Annotated in this window: 21 protein-coding genes and 1 tRNA gene; 7 read left to right on the top strand and 15 right to left on the bottom strand. The window is 64.2% G+C overall.

Annotation, left to right across the window (positions count from 1 at the left end; all coding sequences use genetic code 11):
• Positions 1–51 precede the first annotated feature (51 nt).
• Entirely contained in the window at positions 52–1,593 is a 1,542-nt protein-coding gene (zwf, locus tag VH567_RS03675) for a glucose-6-phosphate dehydrogenase (RefSeq protein ID WP_423323229.1), read from the top strand.
• Between the two features lie 132 nt (positions 1,594–1,725).
• Here the strand turns inward: zwf and VH567_RS03670 are convergent, their stop codons facing one another.
• From VH567_RS03670 to VH567_RS03660, 3 genes are read right to left on the bottom strand one after another with little or no spacing between them, the layout of a single operon-like run.
• On the bottom strand, positions 1,726–2,013 hold the full coding sequence (locus tag VH567_RS03670) for a hypothetical protein (protein ID WP_423323227.1): 288 nt from the start codon (positions 2,011–2,013) through the stop codon (positions 1,726–1,728).
• 28 nt (positions 2,014–2,041) lie between these two features.
• Entirely contained in the window at positions 2,042–2,272 is a 231-nt protein-coding gene (locus VH567_RS03665) for a hypothetical protein (protein WP_056047557.1), read from the bottom strand.
• Positions 2,273–2,320: 48 nt separating this feature from the next.
• Positions 2,321–2,704 carry a winged helix-turn-helix transcriptional regulator gene (locus tag VH567_RS03660; RefSeq protein ID WP_423323225.1) on the bottom strand — a complete coding sequence of 128 codons (384 nt, stop codon included), beginning with the start codon at positions 2,702–2,704 and terminating at the stop codon, positions 2,321–2,323.
• A gap of 99 nt (positions 2,705–2,803) precedes the next feature.
• Here VH567_RS03660 and VH567_RS03655 point away from each other — a divergent pair, with 99 nt between their 5' ends.
• Positions 2,804–3,865, top strand: coding sequence for an SDR family oxidoreductase (locus VH567_RS03655; protein WP_423323222.1), 1,062 nt, complete (start codon positions 2,804–2,806; stop codon positions 3,863–3,865).
• Positions 3,866–3,999: 134 nt separating this feature from the next.
• Here VH567_RS03655 and VH567_RS03650 read toward each other — a convergent pair whose 3' ends face one another.
• Positions 4,000–6,381, bottom strand: coding sequence for a hypothetical protein (locus VH567_RS03650; protein WP_423323220.1), 2,382 nt, complete (start codon positions 6,379–6,381; stop codon positions 4,000–4,002).
• Positions 6,382–6,657: 276 nt separating this feature from the next.
• Here VH567_RS03650 and VH567_RS03645 point away from each other — a divergent pair, with 276 nt between their 5' ends.
• Both VH567_RS03645 and VH567_RS03640 read left to right on the top strand, forming a co-directional pair.
• The gene (locus tag VH567_RS03645) at positions 6,658–7,938 is read left to right on the top strand and encodes an amidohydrolase family protein (RefSeq protein ID WP_423323218.1); all 1,281 of its coding nucleotides are present in this window, start codon (positions 6,658–6,660) and stop codon (positions 7,936–7,938) included.
• 278 nt (positions 7,939–8,216) lie between these two features.
• Positions 8,217–9,560, top strand: a complete 1,344-nt coding sequence (locus VH567_RS03640) for a hypothetical protein (RefSeq protein WP_423323216.1) — start codon at positions 8,217–8,219, stop codon at positions 9,558–9,560.
• A gap of 298 nt (positions 9,561–9,858) precedes the next feature.
• Here VH567_RS03640 and rplL read toward each other — a convergent pair whose 3' ends face one another.
• The 5 genes from rplL to rplK all read right to left on the bottom strand — a co-directional run bounded on the left by rplL (position 9,859) and on the right by rplK (position 12,912).
• Positions 9,859–10,233 (bottom strand): 50S ribosomal protein L7/L12, encoded by a 375-nt coding sequence (rplL, locus tag VH567_RS03635; RefSeq protein ID WP_056047577.1) that lies wholly within the window; start codon positions 10,231–10,233, stop codon positions 9,859–9,861.
• A 64-nt stretch (positions 10,234–10,297) separates the two neighbouring features.
• Positions 10,298–10,813 carry a 50S ribosomal protein L10 gene (rplJ, locus tag VH567_RS03630; RefSeq protein WP_332799052.1) on the bottom strand — a complete coding sequence of 172 codons (516 nt, stop codon included), beginning with the start codon at positions 10,811–10,813 and terminating at the stop codon, positions 10,298–10,300.
• A 278-nt stretch (positions 10,814–11,091) separates the two neighbouring features.
• Positions 11,092–11,292, bottom strand: a complete 201-nt coding sequence (locus VH567_RS03625; RefSeq protein ID WP_423323214.1) for a hypothetical protein — start codon at positions 11,290–11,292, stop codon at positions 11,092–11,094.
• Between the two features lie 491 nt (positions 11,293–11,783).
• Entirely contained in the window at positions 11,784–12,476 is a 693-nt protein-coding gene (rplA, locus tag VH567_RS03620; RefSeq protein ID WP_136189394.1) for a 50S ribosomal protein L1, read from the bottom strand.
• Between the two features lie 4 nt (positions 12,477–12,480).
• Entirely contained in the window at positions 12,481–12,912 is a 432-nt protein-coding gene (rplK, locus tag VH567_RS03615; RefSeq protein ID WP_056047586.1) for a 50S ribosomal protein L11, read from the bottom strand.
• Positions 12,913–13,339: 427 nt separating this feature from the next.
• Here rplK and VH567_RS03610 point away from each other — a divergent pair, with 427 nt between their 5' ends.
• Entirely contained in the window at positions 13,340–14,293 is a 954-nt protein-coding gene (locus VH567_RS03610; protein WP_423323211.1) for a hypothetical protein, read from the top strand.
• A gap of 285 nt (positions 14,294–14,578) precedes the next feature.
• Complete coding sequence (locus VH567_RS03605) at positions 14,579–15,640, top strand: DUF262 domain-containing protein (protein WP_423323209.1); 1,062 nt, start codon at positions 14,579–14,581, stop codon at positions 15,638–15,640.
• Positions 15,641–16,546: 906 nt separating this feature from the next.
• On the opposite strand, the gene VH567_RS03600 is transcribed toward VH567_RS03605, so the two are convergent.
• The 5 genes from VH567_RS03600 to VH567_RS03580 form a co-directional block, all read right to left on the bottom strand.
• Complete coding sequence (locus VH567_RS03600; RefSeq protein ID WP_423323207.1) at positions 16,547–16,831, bottom strand: helix-turn-helix domain-containing protein; 285 nt, start codon at positions 16,829–16,831, stop codon at positions 16,547–16,549.
• Entirely contained in the window at positions 16,831–17,223 is a 393-nt protein-coding gene (locus tag VH567_RS03595) for a type II toxin-antitoxin system RelE/ParE family toxin (protein WP_423323205.1), read from the bottom strand. Before VH567_RS03595 ends, VH567_RS03600 begins: the two co-directional genes overlap by 1 nt.
• 200 nt (positions 17,224–17,423) lie before the next feature.
• A complete protein-coding gene (gene nusG, locus VH567_RS03590) occupies positions 17,424–17,960 on the bottom strand; it encodes a transcription termination/antitermination protein NusG (RefSeq protein WP_380778280.1) in 537 nt (178 codons plus the stop codon).
• A 13-nt stretch (positions 17,961–17,973) separates the two neighbouring features.
• The gene (secE, locus tag VH567_RS03585; protein ID WP_056047594.1) at positions 17,974–18,171 is read right to left on the bottom strand and encodes a preprotein translocase subunit SecE; all 198 of its coding nucleotides are present in this window, start codon (positions 18,169–18,171) and stop codon (positions 17,974–17,976) included.
• Positions 18,172–18,708: 537 nt separating this feature from the next.
• Positions 18,709–18,785 (bottom strand) — tRNA-Trp (locus VH567_RS03580).
• Positions 18,786–18,953: 168 nt separating this feature from the next.
• Between VH567_RS03580 and VH567_RS03575 the strand changes: the two genes are divergently transcribed.
• Positions 18,954–19,967 (top strand): alpha/beta fold hydrolase, encoded by a 1,014-nt coding sequence (locus VH567_RS03575; RefSeq protein ID WP_423323202.1) that lies wholly within the window; start codon positions 18,954–18,956, stop codon positions 19,965–19,967.
• 153 nt (positions 19,968–20,120) lie between these two features.
• Here the strand turns inward: VH567_RS03575 and VH567_RS03570 are convergent, their stop codons facing one another.
• A complete protein-coding gene (locus VH567_RS03570; protein ID WP_423323200.1) occupies positions 20,121–20,852 on the bottom strand; it encodes a hypothetical protein in 732 nt (243 codons plus the stop codon).
• Positions 20,853–20,907 lie beyond the last annotated feature (55 nt).

The following is a 20,907-nucleotide window of genomic DNA, read 5'->3' as shown; positions in this document are numbered from 1 at the left end:
CGGGGAACATCGGCACGCCTCCCGCGGTTTCAGGACGCGAACGACGAAGGGGTGATCCATGTTCTATGTCGAGGTGTTTTCTTGAGCCAGCATGCCAAGCCTCCCGGCGTGAAGCCCGCGCCCCCCACGACTCTCGTGATCTTTGGCGCGATGGGCGATCTCACACGGCGCCTGCTGATGCCCGCGCTGATCAACATGACGCGCCTCGGGCTGGTCGGCGAGGACTTCCACGTGCTCGGCGTCGGTATCGACGAAGGTGACGATCAGGTCCTCCGCGACGCGCTCGGCAATTTCGATGCGAAGGGCGGCGAGGGGGCGGGCGAAAAGGGCGACGCCTGGGCCCGTCTTAAGAACCGGGTCGGTTATCTCCAGGGCGATTTCACGCAGGACGCCGTCTACGACCAGCTCAAGTCGCGGATCAGCGGCAATGTCGCCTTCTACTTCGCGGTGCCCGCGCGCTTCTTCGGCGACATCGTCGACAAGCTTGCCGACCACGGCCTGATGAAGGAGGCGCGTCACGCCTTCCGCCGAATCGCAATCGAGAAGCCGTTCGGCCACGATCTCGCCTCCGCCCGCGATCTCAACGCGCGCATTCTCGACAAGGTCGCCGAGGACCAGGTTTACCGGATCGACCATTTTCTCGGCAAGGAAACGGTGCAGAACATCATGACCGCGCGCTTTGCGAACATGATGATCGAGCGCGTCTGGAATGCGGACTGCATCGCGCACGTCCAGATCACCGCCGCCGAGACGGTCGACGTCGGCACCCGGGGGAAATTCTACGACGGCACCGGTGCCCTGCGCGACATGGTCCCCAACCACCTGTTCCAGCTGCTCGCGATGGTTGCGATGGAGCCGCCCGCAAGCTTCGATGCCGAGGCGATCCGCAACGAGAAGGGCAAGGTGCTGAAGGCCGTCCGCGTCTATTCGTCCGGCCAGGCGAAGCGCAACGGCGTTCGCGGCGCGTACACCGCCGGCAAGGTTCAGGGCCATGACGTCCCCGATTACACCGCCACCGCCGACGTCGCGCCCGACAGCCACACCGAAACCTACGTCGCGCTGAAGCTGATGGTCGACACGTGGCGCTGGGCGGGCGTGCCGTTCTACCTGCGCACCGGCAAGGCGATGACCTGCCGCGACACCGAGATCGTCGTGACGTTCAAGCCGGTCCCGTTCGCGTCGTTCCACAAGACCGCGGCGGAGATGCTCCCGCCCAACCGCCTGATCATCCAGATCCAGCCCGACGAAGGGCTGAGCATGGACATCAACATCAAGCGCCCCGGACTGGAAGTCGCTACCGCGCCGATCGCGCTCGATTTCCGCTACGCCGACGCGTTCGATATCGGTCACCTGACGGGGTATGAGTCGCTGATCTACGACCTGTTCGCCGGCGACCAGACGCTGTTCCAGCGCGCCGACGCGATCGAAGCGGGCTGGGCCGCGGTGCAGCCGTTTCTGGATCTGTGGGCAGCGGACGGCAAACCCGAACCCTATGAAGCCGGCACGCTAGGCCCGGCAGCGGCCGACGCTTTGCTGGCGCACGATGGCCACAGGTGGCACGAACTCGCCCCTGCGGGGCAAACCGTACCCTGATTCCACCCCGGCGAAGGCCGGGGCCCAATTGGAGAACATCGCTAACGAAGGACTGCGCTTCGTTACGCCGACCTTGCCAATTGGGCCCCGGCCTTCGCCGGGATGGCGTATCTATCTAGACGCGATGCTAGCTCAAACCCGCTCGATCAGCTCGATCTCACCCTCGACCTCCATCTCGTCCTCATCCCCCATCTCGTCCATGTCCGGCATCGTGAAGTCCGCCTTCCAGTCATAGACCTTCTCGACCCCGCCCTGCACCCAGACCCGCACCGCGCCCGCGGTGATCTCGCCGCCCATCGCACCGACGAAATCCGCCACCAGCGAATCCGCCGCATCTTCGTGATCGGTCGCACCGGGGATCGTCGCCGCCGTCATCTCCTCGTCGAGTTCGATGATCTGCGCCCAATATTGCTTAGCCATGTGTCGCTCCTGCGTAGATGAAAGGCCGTCAGCCGGCGGTGATGATGGGGTGATCCTCGCGCAGGCGGTCCGCCAGCCGCTCGACCGCGTCCACTTCGCTCGCGCTGCCCGACGGCGTCACAGCCCAGTTGCAGTGCGCGTGCGTGGCAAGGCTGTAGACCTTCACGTCGCCGACGATCAGCCGCCACCGCCGCCGATCGCCGCTATTGTATCGCACGAGGTTGGTGACGAACAGGCTTTGGAGATCCGATGCGGTCATCCGCGCCCCATAGCCACAAGCTGCCGCTTGCCGCCACCGCAAACCGGCCTAGGGCTCGCGTCGCGACGTCGGCTTCGCCTGCAACGCATCCAGCGCATCGGCATTCCGGCGCCCCCAATCATACAGCAACTCGACCGGCTCGACGAACCGCGCGCCCAACGCCGTCAGCGCATAGTCGACCGCGGGCGGCACCGTCCCGTGCACGGTTCGCACGACCAGCCCCGCCGCCTCCATCTCGCGCAACGTCTGCGTCAGCATCTTCTTCGAGATGCCGGGGATCGAGCGCAGCAGCACGCCTGTCCGCACCGGGCCGTCATGGCGCACGTGCAGAATATGCAGGATCATGCTCGTCCACTTGGTCGCGAACAGCTCCAGCGTCCGCCGCGGCGCACAATCCTCGCGCCATTCCTCGTCGGCCGTTCCCGCCTGCATGTGGTTACCTTCCGGTGCCTATGTCCCCAAAGGGTGCCTTCTAGAAGCCCGTGCGTTCGGTGCCTAGCTGGTAGCTAACACGCAGATATGGAGCTGAAGATGGCCAAGACGGCATTGGTAGTGGGAACGAGCGGGATCGTCGGCAGCGCGACCGCGGCGGCATTGGTGAAATCGGGTTGGACCGTCCACGGTCTCGCGCGACGCCCGACCGAACAGGACGGCGTCCAGCCTGTCGCAGCGGATCTCCAGGATCCAGCCAGTCTCGAAAAGGCACTCGCCGGGCTCAAGGCGGACGCGGTGTTCATCGCCACCTGGTCGCGGCAGGACAGCGAGGCGGAGAACATCCGCGTGAACGGCGGCATGGTCCGCAATCTGCTCGGCGCACTCTCGCAGGCGGGCAGCGTCGGCCACGTCGCCCTCGTGACGGGCCTGAAGCATTACCTCGGACCGTTCGAGGCCTACGGCAAGGGTACGCTCCCGCAGACCCCGTTCCGCGAAGAACAAGGCCGTCTCGATGTCGAGAACTTCTATTACGCGCAGGAAGACGCCGTGTTCGAGGCGGCCGAGCGTGACGGCTTCGGCTGGAGCGTCCACCGCCCGCACACGATCATCGGCAAGGCGGTCGGCAACGCGATGAACATGGGCACCACGCTCGCGGTCTACGCGACGCTGTGCCGCGAGACCGGCCGGCCGTTCCGCTTCCCGGGCTCGGCCGCGCAGTGGAACGGCCTCACCGACATGACCAGCGCCAGCCAGCTCGCCGATCACCTGATCTGGGCCGCGACCACGCCCGCTGCGCGCAACGAGGCGTTCAACGTCGTCAACGGCGACGTCTTCCGCTGGAGCTGGATGTGGGGCCGCATCGCCGAGTGGTTCGGGATCGAGGCTGCGCCGTTCGACGGCACGATCCTGACGCTAGAAGAGCAGATGAAGGACGACGCCGGGATTTGGCGCGAGATCGCCGCGCGCGAAGGTCTCGCCGAAGCCGACCTCTCGCGGCTTGCATCCCCGTGGCACACCGACGCCGATCTCGGCCGCCCGATCGAGGTCGTGACGGACATGAGCAAGAGCCGCCGCCTGGGTTTCAAGGAATACCAGCCGACCGACGACGCCTTCTTCGACCTGTTCGCAGAGCTGCGGGCGGATCGGCTGATTCCGTAAATACCGCTTCTCTGTTTCGTCATTCCCGCGAAGGCGGGAACCCATACTGGCTGGCCGTGCGATCGTGCACGACCGTCGGAGGATATGGGTCCCCGCCTCCGCGGGGATGACGGGCAGGGGGAAGGATGCCGAGTTTACGGTTTCACCGCCACCGTTGTCGTAACCCCCAGATCGTCCCGCAACCGCAGATACAGCATCCCCCCAACCGGTTTCGGTACAACAAGCGAGGCCCCGGTAAACCCCTCCGGCACCCGCGCCGCGTCCGTAAACCCCACATTGACCGCCACCGACTCGATCAGGAACAGATCCGTCCCCGCCAGCGTACATGCCTCCGCGCACGTGACGCTCGCCAACTCCGGCACCCGCACCAGAGTGGTCAACGGCACCCAGTCCCCCGCGACCCCGTTCTGCACCAGCCGCCACTTGAGCGGCCCGTGCGCCGAGACGCCAAGCGCCTTGCCCGGCTCGACCGACACCACCGCGATCCGCTCGTCCTGCACGGTCAATCCGCGCCCCGACGCCACGCTCGTCGTCATCGTCCCGTCCGCCGTCGAGATCTCGACGCTGTCCCCCGCGGAAAACCGCGTCCCTTCCGCGCGCAACGAAAACGTCAGCCGGGCATCCTGGGACATCGCCGCATCGCCCGCCAACACGACGGGAAGACCGGGCGAGGGCGGCGCCACCACGCTCTTCGCGATCAGCGTCGCCTTCGGCCGCGCCGCCCCGACGACGAACTTCACCGACCGCTTCCGCCCATCGGTCAACGTGACCAACGCCGTCTTCGCCTGACCCGCCGCAAACGCCGGCGCCGTATCGGCCACCAACCCCAGCCGATCCACCTTGTCGGCCCGCACGACCGCGCCCGGCTTGAACGCCACCCCGTCGACACTCAGCGCAGACACCAGATCGAGTCGCGTCCCTGCCAGCATCCCTGCAGCATCGCCCGCATACAGCGTCAGGCCGTCGATCCGTCCCGCCTCGGCGAGCGCGGTCAGCGCGATCCTGTCCGGCGCCTCGACGCCATATTGCTTGACCAGCAGCGTCAGTTTCCCCGGCGCGGTCTTCGCCAGCGGCAGGGTCAGCGCGATCCGGTCCCCTGTCGTCGTCCACGCCAAAGGCACCTGTCCCGTATCGCCGACCAACGTCACCGTCTCGACACAGCTCGGCGTCGGCCCCGCCAGCGCCACCGCATTGTCGCGGCCAACGACCAAACTCTCGGGATCGGTATCGACCACCTGCCACCCGCCAGCCCGTGGCACCTGCAACCGAAACCGCGGCCCGTCGAACGGCGTGAACCCCCAGCGGCCATGCAACGTCGCATCGGTCACGCTGCCAAGCCCCGCCGTCCGCATCCCGACCTGGTCGAGCACATACCCGCCACGCTCGGCATCCGCCTGCACCGGCAGTTCGACCACGCCACCCTGCGGCGTCGTCACCCGCAGGCTCATGTCGTGCGCAAATTGCGTTGCATAGATCAGCGGCGCGCCCTCGACCGGCAGCACAAGATCGGGCTTGGCCGCACAGACCAGCCGGTCCGCCTCCGCCCGCCGCATCGTCGGAGGCTGCGGCGCGCCTGTCTCGACGATCGGCATCGCCACCACCATCACAGACTTGGGGCTGGCAAACGACGGCGCCGCGTTCAGCAACAGCGCCAACCGATCGTCATGCGCCCGCGCCAGCGCTGGAATATACCGGAACTGCGTCGACTGGAACGCACCGAAGATTTTCGCCAGATCGCGCACAACGCCGATATACGGGCTGTAATACCCAAGCCCGCCCTCCGGCGTTGCGCTCAGTTGCAACGCCAGATCGGTCGGCGCGCCCACCAGCGTATCCGCCAGCGTCGAACTCTGCCCATCCGCCAGCACCAGCGAATCGCGGCTCTGCGTCAGGCAGGAGGCTTGCAGATCCGCCGCCAGATCGAGGCATTCCGCCTTCAGCTTGATCGCCAGGCTTCGCGACAACAACGGCGACACCGCCTCGATCCGCTCCGGCCGCGTCCGCTCCAGCGTATGGATCCCATCGAGAAACGCATCCAGCCGTGCGCGATCGAGCGACGCCTGATCCAGATCCTGCACCGCGCGCACGAACGCACCCGGCTGCTTCCGCACCGCCGACACGACGGCATCGAACCCGCCGCTTTCGGGCACCAGGAACACCACCAGCTGCCGCGCCCCGTCCGGCACCTTCAACGCGAGCGCATTCTTCTTCGCCTTCCACGTCTCGGCCTTGAAGAACCACGATTTCGGCGGCGGCTCGGTCGCGCCCTGCAGGAACGCGGCGACCAGCAGATAGCGCGCGCCATCGTCCTTCCTGCCGGTCGGCAAATCCGCCGCGATCGACACGCGGTCGCCGGTCGCGAGTCTCGGCACCTGTGCGATCGGCAAAGTCGTCGTCCCATGCGTCACACCGACGCGCAGGCTGGGGCCGGTCAGGTCGAACGGCGCCGGATCGGCCCGCGCCGCCAGGGGAGCGAGCGCAGCAGCCAGCGCACAGAACGGAAGACATCGAAGCATCATCACGGGCGATCTCGTCGTCGTCGGAAGCATCCCCGATGGCCTGTACCGGTGTCGAGAATAGGGCAAGGTCTCCCTCTCGATCCTCCCCCGCCAGGGGGAGGTGGCGCGAAGCGACGGAGGGGGAGGACACGGAACCGGCTTTTCGTTTGCCTCCCCCTCCGTCTGGCAAGTGGCAGCCACCTCCCCCTCGCGGGGGAGGATCGTACACCGCCCTCTTGCCCGATGACCGGCCGTGACGCACACGAAGCCGAACTCGGGGAAGGGGACACCTCCATGAAGATCGCCAGGATTCTAGCTGCTACGTTGCTCGCCACCACCACCACCACCACCGCCGCCGACGCAAAAACCGTTGTCGTCACCGCTGCGCACATGATCGACGTCCTCGCCGGCAAGCGCGTCGACGACCCGCAGGTCACGATCGTCGACGGCCGCATCATTGCGGTCGGCCGCAAGGGCGACGCAGTCCCCGCCGGAGCCGAGCGCGTCGACCTCGGAACGCGCACGCTGTTGCCTGGCCTAATCGACATGCACGTCCACCTCACCAGCGATCCGACGCTCAGCGGCTACCGCCAGCTCGAGTTCACCGACAATTTCTGGACCGTCGTCGGCGTCGCCAACGCGCGCCGCACGCTCGACGCTGGCTTCACCACCGTGCGCAACGTCGGCTCCGCCAATTACGACGACGTCGCGCTCAAGCAGGGCATCGAGCGCGGCTACGTGCCCGGCCCACGGATCGTCCCCGCCACCTACGCGCTCGGCGCGACCGGCGGCCACTGCGACACGACCGAGTTCCCGCCCTCGATCCAGGTCCCGCACCCGCAGATCGCCAACACCCCCGACGAGTTCCGCGGCGCCGTCCGCACGATCCGCAAATACGGTGCCGAGGTGGTCAAGGTCTGCATGACCGGCGGCGTCCTCTCGAAGACCGACAGCGTCGGCGCGCAGCAGATCAGCCTTCCCGAGATCAAGGCGATCGTCGAGGAAGCGCACATGCTCGGCATGAAGGTCGCTGTCCACGCGCACGGCAGCGAAGGCATCAACGATGCGCTCCGGGCAGGCGTCGACACGATCGAGCACGCCAGCCTCGCCGATGCGGAATCGTTCAAGCTCGCCAAGGCCAGCGGGGCGTGGTTCGACATGGATATCTACGACGACGACTATATCCTCGCCGAGGGCGCGAAGAACGGCGTCTTCCCCGAGAGCCTCGAGAAGGAACGCCAGGTCGGCCTCAAGCAACGCCAGACCTTCCGCGCCGCACACGCTGCCGGCGTCCGAATGCTCTTCGGCACCGACGGCGGCGTCTATCCCAACGGCAACAACGCTCTCCAGTTCGCCAAGATGGTCGAATGGGGCATGACGCCGCTCGAGGCGATCCAGGCCGCCACCTCCAGCGCCGCGATCGCGTTGGGGAAGACGGCGGACGTCGGCGCGATCCAGCCCGGCCGCTTCGGTGACCTGGTCGCAGTCGATGGCGATCCGCTGACGGACGTGCGCCAACTCGAACATCCCAGCTTCGTCATGAAGGGCGGGGCAGTGGTCGTCGCACCGCGCTAACGCCGGTTCTCGTCATCCTCCCCCGCAAGGGGGAGGTGGCTGGCCCTTGCCAGACGGAGGGGGAGGAAAGGGCAACCAAGGTTCCGTGTCCTCCCCCCTCCGTCACCTTCGGCGACACCTCCCCCTGGCGGGGGAGGATAGACGTTCAGCGCTCACACCCCTCGCCACGTCTCACCGCTGCTCAGGCGCAACTCGTCGCAACGCGGGTTGCCGTCCGGCCGCGTTCAGCCTCCCCCGACCACAACGCCGCGACGACCGCGCGCAGGGGATTTTCGACGATGACGACCGACCGCGGGACGCTGGCCGCCCTGCTCGCCACCATGACGATGCTCGCGTCGGCAAGCCCGGCACTCGCCCAGACCGAGCAGACCGCTCCGGTCCGTGGCCTGGAGGGCTTGGCGAACCCCGCGCCGCAGACCAGCACGTCGATCCCGATCCCCGACGCACCGAAGATCGTCCTACCGAGCGAGACGGCCGCGCCCCGCCGCGCATCCCGTCCACGCGCTGCGGAAAAGGCCGTCGCCGACAAGGCCGCCGCCGAGCGCCCGGCTGCGCGCACCGAACCGGACTCGCGCCAAACCCGCACCGCTACAGAGCCGACGCGTTCACCAGCCCCGGTCGAACCCGCGCCGATAGCCACGCCTGCACCCGAGCCGGCATCGCCCCCGCCGCCGTCCGAAACTCCGTCGACAGCGTCGGCCCCGCAAGTCGTCGCCCCGCAAGTCGTCGCCCCGCAAGTCGTCGCCTCGCAACCCGTCGAGCCGCAATCCACGCCAGACACGACGACGCAATCGACGATCACCGCACCCGAGACGGGCAGGGCGATGCCGCTCTGGCTTTCGCTCGCGGTCGTCATCGTGGTCCTCGGCGCGCTCTGGGCGCTCCGCTGCAAACCCCGCAGCCACAGGCAGGACCGCGCAGAGGTCGAAACCGTCGTCGAGCCGACACCGGAGCCGGTCGCACCCAAGCCCGCCGCCACCTCCAGTGCCACCACTGCCACAACTCAACCGGTCCAGCCCGTAGCAACTCCGGTCACGCCCCCCGCAATCCCCGCGACCGCGGCGGTCGCGCCGAAATTCCTCGAACCTCGCGCAAAGACGCCATCGCCCCCACCAGCCGTCCCCCGGGCCCGCGTAACCTGCGATCTCCGCCCCTTGCGTGCCGGCCTCAACCTCCTGAGTGCCACTGTCGAGTGCGAACTCGTCGTCACCAACACCGGCACCGCGCCCGCCGAAGCGATCCGCACCGGCGTCGCGCTGCTGACCGCGCATGCCGGCCAGGACACCGATCTCGCCCAGTTCAACGCCGCGCCGATCGGCCGCCCGGCCGCGCCGCCGTTCGCGCTAGCGCCCGGCGAAACCCGCACGATCCGCACCGTCGTCGCGATCGCGCGCGACGCGATCCGGACGATGACTGCTGCCAACCGCCCGATGTTCGTGCCCGTCGTCGCCACCAATATCCTCTACGCCACTGCCGGTGACGACGCGCAGACCGCCCGCGCCTGGGTCGTCGGCATAGAACGCGTCGACTCCGCCAAGCTCGCGCCGTTCTGGCTGGATGCCCCCGCAAAGATGTTCACGACAGTCGCCGCCAGGCCCCACGCGGCGACCTTCGAGCGGTAAATTAAAGGGAGGGGGCGAAGACGCTCGCTCCCCTTTCCGTTCGTGCTGAGTAGAGACCGAGTAGCTCCGTAAGGAGCGTATCGAGGGCTCGTATCGAAGCACAGGTCCCGCACGCAACGTCAGCGTACCAGCCATCACCCCGCACGAAAAAGGGCGACCCCATCGCTGGGGCCGCCCTTTTTCTTAACTGCGGCCAGCATGGGCAAAGCCCCTGCTTCGTCGGTCGACACTGCGTGCCGCCGGCCGGCCTTGCTGGAGTGCGATTTAGCCGAAGCTAAATCGTCTCTCCAGCTGCGGCTTACTTGACCTCGACGGTCGCGCCAGCTGCTTCGAGCTGCGCCTTGATCTTGGCTGCCTCGTCCTTCGACACGCCTTCCTTGACGGCCTTGGGAGCCGACTCGACCAGCGTCTTGGCTTCGGTCAGGCCGAGCGCGGTGATCGCACGGACTTCCTTGATGACGTTGATCTTCTTGCCACCGTCGCCGGTCAGGATGACGTCGAATTCGGTCTGCTCTTCTGCTGCAGGAGCAGCGGCGCCGCCGCCTGCTGCCGGTGCTGCGACCGCTGCTGCGGCCGAAACGCCCCACTTCTCTTCGAGCAGCTTCGAAAGCTCAGCTGCTTCGAGAACGGTCAGTTCGCTCAGGCTCTCAACGAGTGCGTTCAGGTCTGCCATGATAAATCTCCATCTCGGGGCTCATGCCCCATCAGTTCAAAAAGGTAACGAAAGGCCTGCAAGATCAGGCGGCTTCCTTCTCCGCGTAGGCGGAAAGCACGCGCGCGAGCTGCGCTGCCGGAGCCTGCGTGATCGTTGCCAGCTTCGTCGCAGGTGCGACGATGAGGCCAACGATCTTGGCACGCAGTTCATCCAGCGAGGGCAGCGTTGCGAGCGCCTTCACGCCTTCGACGTCGAGGGTCGTCGCGCCCATCGCCCCACCCACGATTTCGAACTTGTCGTTCGTCTTCGCGAATTCCACGACCACCTTGGCGGCCGCTACGGGATCGATGGAGCTGGCCAGACCGACCGGACCCGTGAGCATGTCGCCCAGCGAGCTGTAGTCGGTGCCGTCCATTGCGATCTTGGCAAGCTTGTTCTTCGAGACCTTGTAGGTCGCGCCGGCGTCGCGCATCTTGTTCCGCAGCACAGTGGACTGTGCGACGGTCAGGCCGAGGTTGCGCGTGACAACGACGACGCCGACCTCGGAAAAGGTGCGGTTCAGCTCGGCTACGGCCGCGGTCTTTTGATCACGATCCATGCCATTCTCCACGTTTTACGAGTTCACCGCTTGCGCAGGGAACCCGGTTACTAACCGGAGGCGCAGACAAACCCGCGCTTCCGGGGTGTCTCGTCGATGGGGCATGGGAGAGGGCAGGCGCACGAGGCACTCCGCAAAATCTCATTCCCCGTCTAGGTGGGAGATTAAGCACCGGCAAACCCTGTGCACCCACTGTCTCGGACGGAGTCCGACGAGCAAGCCCGCCGAACGAAGGTGCGCCTTAGCGGAATTGGCGGCGGAGTCAATCGTCGAGCGAGTCAGGCGTCCAGGTAGAGCCCGGTATCGGCGCCATCGAGCCTGCGTATGCGGGCCGCCGCTAGAACGTCGGGCGGCATCAGGCGTGCGTTGATCCCGATCCGGTCGATCGCGGGATCGACCTTGGTCCAGTGCGTGACGCATCCGCATTTGCCGCAGCGGTGGAAGCGCAACGTCTCGGCGCCCCAACTGTAAATCGCCATCGGCACGGATGCCGCGACGCGTACGTCGCTTGCCCGGTAATAGGCCCATAAGACGCCGTAGCGGCAACAGATCGAACAGTTGCAGTCGGCGACCCATTCGGGTGGATGGTCGACGGACAGTGTTACGGCGCCACAATGGCAGGAGGCTTCGATCATACGCCAACACGTGGCCTAGAATGGTGCGCTGTTCACGGGATTTCGATCCGCCCCGCCCGTCATCCTGGCGAAAGTCAGGATCCAGAGCCAAGAGGGCGACGTCTGTAACCCGGGACCCTGACTTTCGTCAGGCGAAGGAAGGGGGAGTGGGGAGGGCGGCGATCTTCATCGAACGATCAATCTACCCCACACGCAAAAAGGGCCAGGATCGCTCCCGGCCCTTCTTAACTCTCTGCGGCAGGACGGGAGTAAATCCCGTCCTCGTCGGTCGCGGTGGAACCGCGCCGGCCGCGCTTTCGCCGTCTCGTGGCTAGCTCGCGCTAGCCACGTGCGGCTCAGGCGCCTGCAACCTCGGCCGTGTCGACCTTGATGCCCGCACCCATGGTCGACGAGATCGCGACCTTCTGGACGTACTTGCCCTTGGCGCCGGTCGGCTTGGCCTTGACCACTGCGTCGACCAGTGCGTCGAAGTTCGCGCGCAGGTCTTCCGCCGGGAACGACGCCTTGCCGATGCCCGAATGGATGATGCCGGCCTTCTCGACGCGGTATTCGATCTGGCCGCCCTTGGCTGCCTGAACGGCTGCCGCGACGTTCATCGTCACCGTGCCGAGCTTCGGGTTCGGCATCAGGCCCTTGGGACCCAGCACCTTGCCGAGGCGACCGACGATGCCCATCATGTCCGGGGTCGCGATGCAGCGATCGAAATCGATCGTGCCACCCTGGATGATTTCCATCAGGTCTTCGGCGCCGACCACGTCTGCGCCTGCTGCGAGTGCTTCTTCAGCCTTCGCGCCGCGGGCGAACACGCCGACGCGGACGGTCTTGCCGGTGCCCTTGGGCAGCGTCACCACGCCGCGGACCATCTGGTCTGCGTGACGCGGATCGACGCCCAGGTTCAGCGCGACTTCGATCGTCTCGTCGAACTTCGACGTGGCGCCCGACCGTGCGAGACCGATGGCCTCGTCGATGCCGTGCAGCTTGACGAGGTCGACCGTGACGGCCTTCTGCTTCTTGCTCAGCTTAGCCATGATATCAGCCCTCCACCACTTCGAGGCCCATTGCGCGGGCGCTGCCTTCGATGATCTTCGTCGCAGCGTCGATATCGTTGGCGTTGAGGTCCTTCATCTTCGTCGTGGCGATCTCGCTCAGCTGCGAGCGCTTGATCGTACCGGCGACGACCTTGCCCGGCTCCTTCGAGCCCGACTTGAGACCGGCGGCCTCCTTGATCAGGTACGATGCAGGCGGGGTCTTGGTCTCGAACGAGAACGAGCGATCCGCATAGACCGTGATGACGGTCGGGATCGGCATGCCCTTCTTCAGTTCGCTCGTGCCGGCGTTGAACGCCTTGCAGAACTCCATGATGTTCACGCCGCGCTGACCCAGCGCAGGCCCGATCGGCGGCGCGGGCTTTGCCTCGCCTGCAGGCACCTGCAGCTTGATGTATCCGGTAATCTTTTTAGCCATGTCACTCTCTTATATTGGGCTTTGAGCGCAACAGCGCCTCGCCCGGTGAGTCTAGCGGTGATGGCGGCTACCGTTTCGGCAACCTCCCGCAATTCCAACACTGAAGGTGGAAGCCGGCGCGCATACCCCAAAACCCGCAAAGCGGCAACACCCGCTTCCCCCTTCTTCTCCGCGCCCTTCTCCTCCGCGCCTCCGCGCCTCCGCGCGAACCCCGAATCTGGTCCTCTTCTCACTTCCCTTCGCGCCCTCGCGCCTTCGCGTGAACCAATCTTGCCAAAGACTGACCGACCTTGTTCACCCGCGAAGGCGGGTGCCCAGACTGGATCCCCGCCTTCGCGGGGAAACAAACCTGGACATCCGCGCCAAGTACCCCACCCCAAGCACAAGCCCCCTTGCAATGTAGGATATCGAGGCAGACCCACTAGCGATGGCGCGCCCCTCCACCCCCGACCAGTTCACCCGCCGCCAGGCCGCCCAGAACGCCGCGTTCCTCGCCGCCCTCCGCTGCACCGGCAACGCCCGCGAAGCCGCCAGCACGCTAGGCTACAACCGCTCCACCTTCACCAAGCGCCGCGCCGCCCACCCCGCCTTCGCCGCAAAATGGAACGCCGCCCTGGCCATAGCCAACGCGGCCCTAAAACTCCCCTCCCGCCTACGGGAGGGGGCGGGGGAGGGGAGTGCCCCAAACGCCGCCATCCCAACCGGAACCCCCACCACGACAAGAACCGCCAACGGCCGCCTCCAGCTCCGCCGCCCGCCCGCCAACCGCCTCGACCACGCCGCCGAGCAAGCTTTCCTCACCGCGCTCTCCGCCACCGCCAACATCCGCCTCTCGGCCGCCGCCGCCGGCTTCAGCCACTCCGCCTTCTACGCCCGCCGCAAAGCCAGCCCCGCCTTCGCCCGCGAGATGCGCCTCGCGCTCGAACGCGGCTACGAACAGGTCGAGGCAGCGCTACTCGCCGGATCGCTGCCCGGCGCGCACGACCACGACGAGTGGCGCCACAACGATCCCCCGCCGATCCCGCCGATGACCGCGAATCAGGCGCTGCAACTCCTCCACCTGCACAACCGCACGGTCCACCTCCAGGACGAGCCGCCCCACATCAAGCGCCGCCGCGGTGAATCGAGCGAAGCCCACAGCTACCGCCTGACGGCAATGTACGAAGCCCGCCAAGCCCGCGCCCGCGAAGCCTTCGACATCGCCGAAGCCGCCCGCAACGAACGCGGCGAACCGACGCTGACCAACCCGTATCCGGCGCCGGTACGCCTGCCGGCGCTCGATCAGGTCACCGGCTGGAGCAAGGCCGACCCGACGAAGGTGCCGCACGATCCGGATGTTGCGCTGTTCGGTGGGTGGCGGTTGAAGAATCGGACGAGCTAAAGGTGACATTGCATTTCAGGTAAATTGGGCACGCTGGGGGCGCCGTTCGACCCAACGACCTGTTGAGATCGGGCAAATGCGGGCGGATATCGATGCGACCCCTGGCGAAACGTGGAGCGGTCGGCCTAGTGTTTTCTCGCAGTATGCGCGTTCACAAGGAGTGGAGTATTGGTCGCTGCGGGTCGCGCTGACAACCCAGCCACATCCTCTGGGTCGTTTGGATATGGAACTGGTTCTCTGCGCGCTACACCGCTATAAAAGCTGAATATATGGTAAGGCCTAATTATGAAGCAATTTGACGCCCGATCTTACAGCATCGCCGATTTCATCGAGTGGAACGGAAGCCAACTTCTTGACCTATCACCGAAATTTCAACGACGGAGTGTCTGGACACGAGCAGCCAAATCATTTCTGATTGACACTGTGCTGCGCGGCAAGCCGATGCCTAAGGTGCTGCTTACTCAGGATTTGGTTGGTAAGAAAAATGTCCGTACTGTCGTCGATGGACAGCAGCGTATCCGTACGATTTTGGAATTTGTTTCTGACGGATTTACCGTGCTCGCTGCCCATAACGCAGAGCATGCGGGCAAGACTTTCTCTGCTCTTGAGGACGATATTCAGGGTATTATCCTTCAATATGAGCTCGGTGTGGACTTGCTTTATAACGTCAGCCTTTCTGATATGTTGGATATATTTGCCCGGATAAATACCTACTCAGTGACCTTAAACACTCAAGAAAAACTAAATGCAAAGTATCTCGGTGTTTTTAAAACTGCGGCATATGAGTTAGGGCATTCCTATGTAAGTTATGTTTTAGATGGTGGGGTGCTGTCAGAAAAAGCAATCAGTCGGATGGGGGAAGCCCAACTCGCTTCTGATCTGTTGGTAGCGCTGGTTGGCGGTGTCCAAACCGTAAAAAATATTGAGAGATATTATCGCTTATACGAGGGCAATGAGGTTGTTCCTCCCGAGGTAGCTGGAGCAATAGAACTCTATAATCGGACAATGCAGTACATTGGGGCAATCTATCCAGCTCAGGAACTCGCAGGTACGAATTGGGCTCGATCACACTGGTTCTATACACTCTTCACATGCGTTGCACATGCCCTTCGACCGCTCGCGGGCTTGGAAGATGCTTCAAGGCCGGCCCTGTCTCAGGCGCAGGTTATTTACTGGCGAGGCGAACTGGATGAGCTAAGCGCCCTTTATGACCGTTATACCGAAGATACTGAAGAAGACGTTCCGGCAGCATTCGCGCGGTTTATTAATTATAGTCAGCGCAGAACAACTGACACTGAGGCGCGTCGTGAGCGTGCAAAATATGTACTAACTGCGTTAGACTTGTGACACCTGTAGAGCTAAACGATTTTGCGGCTGAAGCAACTGCTAGGCATGCTTCAGTAATGGGAATGGTTGACGAACTAGATGCCGCGTCCTCCGACGCTGCGTCGGAGGATTTCCGGTCCGACGGCTTCGCCGAAGCAATATTTCTTCGCGCATTCACAGCATATGAAACTGCGGTCGAGGCTATGTTTCTGCATTATGTGACGGGCGGAGCATCCCGTAGTGGGGTTGTTGGAACCAGCTATCTTAACATCCAAGATGCTCAGCATGCCCGCCAATTGATCAAGGCGGGTTACAAATTTCTTAGTTGGGCAAAGCCGTCAGATATTAGAACCACCGCGTCGACCTATATGAGATCCGGGTGGCCGCTGGTCGATATGATGGCTACCAAGGAGCAGGTCTTATCGGACAGCGAGCGTATTAGGAATCGCATAGCTCATAACTCCTTTGAGGCGAGGCATCAGTTTGGAGTTGTTCAGAGGAATTACCTTCAAACTGAGCGCCTATTCGAACTATCGCCAGGGCAGTTTCTTCGAATCCGGAGTGCGCGCCATCGCAAGCTACATTTGAAGCATTTTGTCGAGGTTATGAACGAAACAATTGGGGCATTGGTAGACCCGCTCCCATGATCTGACCTCCGCACTTACGTGCGATAGTGCGGTCACGTGAGGTGATCGATTGTCGATCTGAGCGATCTTTACCCAAAGATGAGTGACGCGGACGTAAATTCCGCGTCATAGGTTGGGCCTTTAGCCCGCCGGCCGGGCTGGGGTCGTCTCGCAATTAGCCCTTGGGCTAATCGCGTGCGGCTTGGCCTTACTTGCTCCGTTCGAGCTGTTCGAATTCCAGCTAGACCGGCGTAGCACGCCCGAAGATCGACACCAAAACCTTGACGCGGCTGCGCTCGCGTTACCGTACCTTCGCAATAATCGCCTCGACGCCCTTGGGATCCACCTCGATCATCTTGAGCAGCGTCGCCGATCCGGTATCCGGCAGGCGGCGCCTTTGCTCCCAGTCGCGCACCGTGCCGACCGGGAAGCGATACGTTTCGGCGAACGCGCCTTGCGTCAGCTTGGTCGCTGCCCGGACTGCGCGGACGTCCACTGTCGCCACGCGCGCTCGATCCGTATCGCCATCAGCGAACGCGATGGCGTCTTCCAATCCTGCTGCGATCTTGTCGAATGCGCTCTTCATCATGTCCTCCGTGAGGTTGGCGTGTTGGTGGTGTCGTTATGGTCGTCCTTGGCGTGGAGTAGCGTCAGGCTCGCCGCCAGCGTGCCGGTCAATGTCGTCAGCGCATTGCGCTCGGCCTTGGTCAGGCTTGCCTTCTCGGTCTTGCCGAACACGGTCAGCAGGAAGACGGGTAGGGTGTCGCCCGCATAATAGGTGATCACGCGGTAGCCGCCCGATTTGCCGGTGCCGGGTTTTCTCACGCGAAGTTTTCGCGCGCCGCCACAACCGGGCATGACGTCGCCGATCTGCGGGTTGGCGGAAAGCGTGGAGACGATCACGACGCGCTCGTCGTCCGTCATACCGACGTCATCGGCTGCGGACAGATACGCTCTGGTCTCGACCACCGTATGCATTGTGCCATATATACGGCAATGCCGTAATTCGGTCAATGGTCGGCAGGAGCCTGTGGGATTGGCGATGGTTCACAATCAAGTGCGACGCGGGAGTAAATCCCGCGTCGTCGGCCGGGCCGGTGGCCCGCCGGCCGGTCGAGACCGTCTCGTGATTAGCCGTTAGCTAATTACGTGCGGCCGTAAGCGCGCCGCTCTGCGGCTTACTTACTACGCTCGACCTGCTCGAACTCGAGCTCGACCGGGGTGGCACGCCCGAAAATCGACACCGAAACCTTGACGCGGCTGCGGTCGAAGTCGAGTTCTTCGACGAGCCCGTTGAAGGTCGCGAACGGGCCGTCGAGGACCTTGACCTGATCGCCGATCTCGTAGTCGACCTTGACCTTCTGCTTGGGCGCAGCGGCGGCTTCTTCCTTGCTGTTCAGCATCCGCGTGGCTTCCGCCTCGCTGATCGCCTGCGGCTTGCCCATGCTGCCGAGGAAGCCGGTGACCTTCGGCGTGTTCTTCACCAGGTGATACACGTCGTCGTTCATGTTCAGCTTGGCGAGCACGTAGCCCGGCATGAACTTGCGCTCGACCGATATCTTCTTGCCGCGACGGGCTTCCGTCGTGGTTTCGGTCGGGACTTCGATCTGCTCGACGAGCTGTTCGAGACCCATCCGGGTCGCCTCGGCCATGATCGAGTCGCGGACCTTGCCCTCGAAGCCCGAATAGGCGTGAATGATGTACCAGCGCGCCATGACGAAACCTTGCTTACTGAGCGAGTTTGAGGAGGGCGGAGACGATCGCTTGCAGGATCGAGTCGACGCCCAGGAAGAACAGCGCGAGGATCGTCGTCATGATCACCACCATCACGCCGGTCATGACTGTCTCGCGACGCGTCGGCCACGTGACCTTCGCGGTCTCGTTGCGGACCTGCTGGATGAATTCGAGGGGGGACGTCTTCGCCACGATGTTCTTCGAACCCGCTGATTGAGAAACTGAGATGCGAGGCATAGACCCACTAGCCGCTCCCTGTGAAGGGCCGCGGCGGCAGGTCCGTCCTCGCTGTCGGAAGCGCGGCAGATAGCTTTGGTGGCTGGGTAAAGCAAGGGCGCGGCAGGAGAGGGGGCGGAGCATGCCGGCAGATGGCAGGGCGGCGGCCAAAGAAGTGGCGGGGGAGAGCGCTTGGGTCACTCGATCCCCCGCACGATCGTCTTGCCGGTGCCGGTTTGACCGGCGGCTCCGCTCCCACGGTTTCTATTTATCGTTCGGCTTGACGACGGCAAACGATGCATACGCCGATCGCAGACGAAAAAAAAGGCCGGTACGAGACCGGCCATGAAAGTTTTTAGGAGAGGATGCCTGAAAGGCCTGATCTTTGTGCATCGCAGCAGATAATTTCTCAAGTGCGCAATATGCATCAAGGAATGCAATTTCTGCAATCGTGATGAGCGTGCAAAGGCACCGCCTGAAACGGTGTACTTCAAACTTGAATTTTAAAGGGGGTGGCAGGAGTGCTCGGATTCGAACCGAGGGCCTTCGGTTTTGGAGACCGACGCTCTAACCAACTGAGCTACACTCCTACACGGACGCGCCCCTTACCCAGCGTTTTCGAGAAGGGCAAGCATCTCGCGTGCAATTCGTTCTCGCAACCGCTCTGAAGCCATCGTCGTAAGGATGGTGCGTTGCACGACACCGGGTTTGCCCGTTAACCTTGCGCCGTCTCGTTGGGTGCAGGAAAGCGTAATCGTATGAAGGCGGGATTGAAGATGTTTGGGCTGCCGGTCGCCGCGCTCCTGATGGGGGCGGGACCCGTGCCGCAGGTGCCCGACCTCGGGCCGCAACTCGAACGTTTCACCTATCCGTGGCCGGTCCAGACGATGGAGGTCGATATCGTCGGTGCGCCCGCACAGATGGCGTTCATGGATATCGCGCCGCAGCGTCCCAATGGCCGCACCGTCGTCCTGCTCCACGGCAAGAATTTCTGCGGCGCAACCTGGGGTAGCACCGCGCGGGCGCTGAGCGAGGTCGGCTACCGCGTGGTGGTGCCCGACCAGATCGGCTTCTGCAAATCGTCCAAGCCGCGTGCGGCGCAGTATAGTTTCGAGATGCTGGCGACGTTCACCAAGCGGCTGCTCGAGTCGCGCGGCATCACGCGGGCGACGATCGTCGGGCATTCGATGGGCGGCATGCTCGCGATGCGCTATGCCATTCTCTACCCCGCGTCGGTCGAGAAACTGGTCCTCGTCAACCCGCTGGGGCTGAAGGATCGCGGCGAAGAAGGTGTGCCCTATACCGACGTCGACACTCTTTGGGCGGGGGAGAAGAAGACGAGCTACGCGTCGATCAAGGCGTATCAGCTCGAGAATTATTATCACGGGGTGTGGAAGCCGTCTTACGATCGCTGGGTCTGGATGCAGGCGGGGATGTGCCAAGGGCCGGGCCGCGATACCGTCGCGTTCGCCCAAGCCAAGACCAGCGAGATGATCAAGACGCAACCGGTCGCGCATGAACTCTACCGGATCACGCCACCGACGACCTTGATCATCGGTACGCTCGACAAGACCGCGTTTGGCCGCGCGCAGGCGCCGGCGAATTTGCGCAAATTCCTCGAACCGATCCCGATGGTGGCACCGCGCGCGGTGAAGCAGATGCCGAATGCGAGGCTCGTGATGCTCGATGGGCTGGGGCACTCGCCGCAGGTCGAGGATCCGGCGCGATTCGAGAAGGCGTTGCTGGCGGCGCTGGAAATGCCGCGGCGTTAAGGTGAGGCGTCCTTGCGATCCCCCACCGTCAGGGGGAGGTGGCTGGCTCTTGCCAGACGGAGGGGGAGGAAAGGGGTAACCTCTGTTTCGTGTCCTCCCCTCCGTCACCTTCGGCGACACCTCCCCCTGGCGGGGGAGGATCGTGAGGCCGGATCAGGCTCGGGCGAGCACGGGGTTGTCGTTTGCCGCGGGGCCGATGAGTGGCTTCATCACCAAGCCGAGCGCCACCGCGAGCGTTAGGGTCGCTGGTATCGGTAAGCCAGCCGCCGCCGTCAGGGCGGCGAACCCTGTCAGCAGCGATATGCGGCGGTCCCGGTGAACCAAGGCCAATGCGAGCGGGATGGCCATCGATACACCGGGCATGACGAGCGCGTAGCAGATGCCGCATGTCAGCGCGGCAGCGGTAAGCATGTCGGGCATCAGCGGTCTGGCGGACAGCGTGGCGGTCAGCCACGCCAGGCTCCCCAACGCGAGCGCGGCTAACAATCCCGTCATCGCCGGCTCAGGGGTCGCCGACCACAAGCCGATCCAACTTGCCGCCAGGGATGGCGTGCCGAGCGCGATGATCGTGATGCAAGCAAAGAGTGGTGTGACCAGGAGCATACGGGGTCTGACCCGCCGGTTGATGGCAAGTCCGATCGCCAACGGGAGGAGCATGGCACCATAGGCCGCCAGCCCGCACGCCAGACCAGCAGCGGCCAGCATCGCATTGTATCGCCGCTCGCTGGCCGCGACGTAGACTGCGATCAAGGCAAGGTCGCATAGCAGATTGGGCGCAAACGACTCCGCACCGTACGACAGGGCCACTTCCGCAGTGATCGTCAGCCCGAGCAGGGACGCGATCGGAACGGAGGGTCGTCGCTGCGGCAGGTAGGTGGAGATCATCCACCGCCCTTGCCCCAACCCACGTTTCCACCACGTTAAACCGGTTGCAGGATCC

Origin of the sequence: Sphingomonas sp. 4RDLI-65 (genome assembly GCF_049472435.1) — a bacterium.
Lineage (GTDB): Bacteria > Pseudomonadota > Alphaproteobacteria > Sphingomonadales > Sphingomonadaceae > Sphingomonas.
Note: the sequence above shows the minus strand (reverse complement) of the source record. Positions and strands in the feature narration are given on the sequence as shown.

Bases quoted from the DNA above. Each gene is read 5' to 3' on its own strand.
- VH567_RS03670 (WP_423323227.1), bottom strand. From the start codon at position 2,013: ATGGCTAAGCAATATTGGGCGCAGATCATCGAACTCGACGAGGAGATG.
- VH567_RS03625 (WP_423323214.1), bottom strand. From the start codon at position 11,292: ATGGCGATTTACAGTTGGGGCGCCGAGACGTTGCGCTTCCACCGCTGC.
- VH567_RS03645 (WP_423323218.1), top strand. From the start codon at position 6,658: ATGAAGATCGCCAGGATTCTAGCTGCTACGTTGCTCGCCACCACCACC.
- rplL (WP_056047577.1), bottom strand. From the start codon at position 10,233: ATGGCAGACCTGAACGCACTCGTTGAGAGCCTGAGCGAACTGACCGTT.
- rplJ (WP_332799052.1), bottom strand. From the start codon at position 10,813: ATGGATCGTGATCAAAAGACCGCGGCCGTAGCCGAGCTGAACCGCACC.
- nusG (WP_380778280.1), bottom strand. From the start codon at position 17,960: ATGGCGCGCTGGTACATCATTCACGCCTATTCGGGCTTCGAGGGCAAG.
- VH567_RS03665 (WP_056047557.1), bottom strand. From the start codon at position 2,272: ATGACCGCATCGGATCTCCAAAGCCTGTTCGTCACCAACCTCGTGCGA.
- VH567_RS03655 (WP_423323222.1), top strand. From the start codon at position 2,804: ATGGCCAAGACGGCATTGGTAGTGGGAACGAGCGGGATCGTCGGCAGC.
- rplK (WP_056047586.1), bottom strand. From the start codon at position 12,912: ATGGCTAAAAAGATTACCGGATACATCAAGCTGCAGGTGCCTGCAGGC.
- VH567_RS03610 (WP_423323211.1), top strand. From the start codon at position 13,340: ATGGCGCGCCCCTCCACCCCCGACCAGTTCACCCGCCGCCAGGCCGCC.
- VH567_RS03660 (WP_423323225.1), bottom strand. From the start codon at position 2,704: ATGCAGGCGGGAACGGCCGACGAGGAATGGCGCGAGGATTGTGCGCCG.
- VH567_RS03605 (WP_423323209.1), top strand. From the start codon at position 14,579: ATGAAGCAATTTGACGCCCGATCTTACAGCATCGCCGATTTCATCGAG.
- VH567_RS03600 (WP_423323207.1), bottom strand. From the start codon at position 16,831: ATGAAGAGCGCATTCGACAAGATCGCAGCAGGATTGGAAGACGCCATC.
- VH567_RS03640 (WP_423323216.1), top strand. From the start codon at position 8,217: ATGACGACCGACCGCGGGACGCTGGCCGCCCTGCTCGCCACCATGACG.
- rplA (WP_136189394.1), bottom strand. From the start codon at position 12,476: ATGGCTAAGCTGAGCAAGAAGCAGAAGGCCGTCACGGTCGACCTCGTC.
- VH567_RS03650 (WP_423323220.1), bottom strand. From the start codon at position 6,381: ATGCTTCGATGTCTTCCGTTCTGTGCGCTGGCTGCTGCGCTCGCTCCC.
- VH567_RS03570 (WP_423323200.1), bottom strand. From the start codon at position 20,852: ATGATCTCCACCTACCTGCCGCAGCGACGACCCTCCGTTCCGATCGCG.
- VH567_RS03575 (WP_423323202.1), top strand. From the start codon at position 18,954: ATGAAGGCGGGATTGAAGATGTTTGGGCTGCCGGTCGCCGCGCTCCTG.
- VH567_RS03595 (WP_423323205.1), bottom strand. From the start codon at position 17,223: ATGCATACGGTGGTCGAGACCAGAGCGTATCTGTCCGCAGCCGATGAC.